Source organism: Caballeronia terrestris (assembly GCF_001544515.1).
Lineage (GTDB): Bacteria > Pseudomonadota > Gammaproteobacteria > Burkholderiales > Burkholderiaceae > Caballeronia > Caballeronia terrestris.
The window spans coordinates 1-1,691 of the sequence record NZ_FCOL02000346.1 but is presented as its reverse complement, the minus strand read 5'-3'; the positions used below and the strand labels follow the sequence as shown (position 1 = coordinate 1,691).

At 58.2% G+C, this 1,691-nt stretch carries 1 protein-coding gene; it reads right to left on the bottom strand.

Going from position 1 to position 1,691, the window contains the following annotated elements; all coding sequences use genetic code 11:
* Positions 1-157: 157 nt before the first annotated feature.
* A protein-coding gene (locus AWB67_RS37290; protein ID WP_087660797.1) for an IS3 family transposase occupies positions 158-1,362 on the bottom strand; the annotation gives its coding sequence in 2 pieces (ribosomal slippage) (positions 158-1,038 and positions 1,038-1,362; 1,206 coding nt in all).
* Positions 1,363-1,691 lie beyond the last annotated feature (329 nt).

Genomic DNA, 1,691 nt, shown 5'->3' with positions numbered 1-1,691 from the left:
GATGCTTCCTATTTCGGGAATACTTTAACGTGCGCCTAAAGGGTCGACGAACTGCTAGATAAACTACCGCTGCGACGCACAGGTCCATCGTTGCCTTTGGTCTACAACTCTCGAAGAATGTGGACTTGCCCCTGCATAACCGGACACGTGGTCACGCTTAGGTTGGTGAATTTGCTTGCTGGCGGAATTCGCGTGGCGAGCGGTATCTCAGGGCGCTGTGCGGATGCGATTCGTTGTAGTGGTCGAACGCGATGGCTAGGTTTTTCAGCGCCGTCCTCGCGTCGGGCTTGGGCATCCACGAAACATAATCGCGCTTCATCGTTTTGACGAAGCTCTCGGCCATCCCGTTGCTCTGCGGACTTCGGACGGGTGTTGTGATGGGTTTCAGGCCGATCTCCCGCGAGAACGTCAGCGTCTCGTCGGCAATGTAGCAGGAACCGTTGTCGCTAAGCCACTCGATTTGGCTATCGGTTTTCAGCGCTCCGTGGAAGCAGTTCTCGACAGCCTGAAGCATCACGTCACGCACCATGTCACCGGTGTAGCCCCCGGTGCTCGCCACCCAGCTTATAGCCTCGCGGTCGCAGCAATCCAATGCAAAGACGACGCGCAATGGCGCACCATCGTCACAACGGAATTCGAAGCCGTCCGAGCACCAGCGCGCATTGCTTTGCTCCACCGCGACTTTGCCGTCGTGACGGCGCGCGGACTGGGAATGACGAGGCCGGCGCTCGAGTAGCAGACCGTGCGTGCGCATGACCCGATAAACCCGCTTTGCATTAACGCGAGGTTGGGCCTGTGCATCCCTGTTTCGTCGCAACAGCGCCCACACACGCCGGTAACCATAGGTCGGCAGCTCGGCAACCAGTCCCCGAAGCTCGGTGACCAGCGGCATGTCGTCCAGAACCGGCATCTTGCGCTGGTCGACCCACTCAACGGGGCGCTTCGATTTGACCGCAAGATTAGAGCGCGACACACCCAGGACTTCACAGACCGTCTTCATCGGTCGTCCCCCGGCAGCAATGGTGAGCGCGCAATCAATTTTTTTGCCCGGCCGTACTCCACTGCTTCGCGGAGGATTTCCACTTCCATGGTCTTCTTGCCCAGCAGTCGCTGGAGCTCCCGAATCTGCTTCATCGCTTCGACAAGGTCAGAGGCTGGCACCACCTGTTCGCCGGCACTTACGGCTGACAGGCTTCCATCCTGATACAGCTTACGCCAGGCGAACACTTGGTTCGCATTCACCTGATGGCGACGGGCTACCCCGGAAACGCTCGCTCCGGGTTCAAAGGTCTCGCGCACTATCGCGAGTTTCTCCTCGACGGAGCGGCGCCGGCGCTGTTCCGGCTGGGTCAGAACCTCAATGGGTTCTACATTGGAGTTAGGCTTAAACATAGGCGGAAGACTACCTTAAATTTTAAGCGTTACCTCGTGTCCGGTTTTCGACGGGGCCGTTCCAGAATGGTCGTCGGTGTGCTGATCAGCGTCTTCAATGTTTGACTCCTGGATCCCGAGCCCACACGAGCGAGCGAGTCCACCCCATGTACCACGTCGCAAACAAGTCAGCGCTGTCCCGAAGGCCTGCACAAAGTCGACCAGGAGTTTTTCCGCTGCATGCCTCGTCAACGAGGATCGCATCCGTGCCGACACTTGACATCGCGACTGCTTTGACTTTATGACAGTGCAGCAGGTCA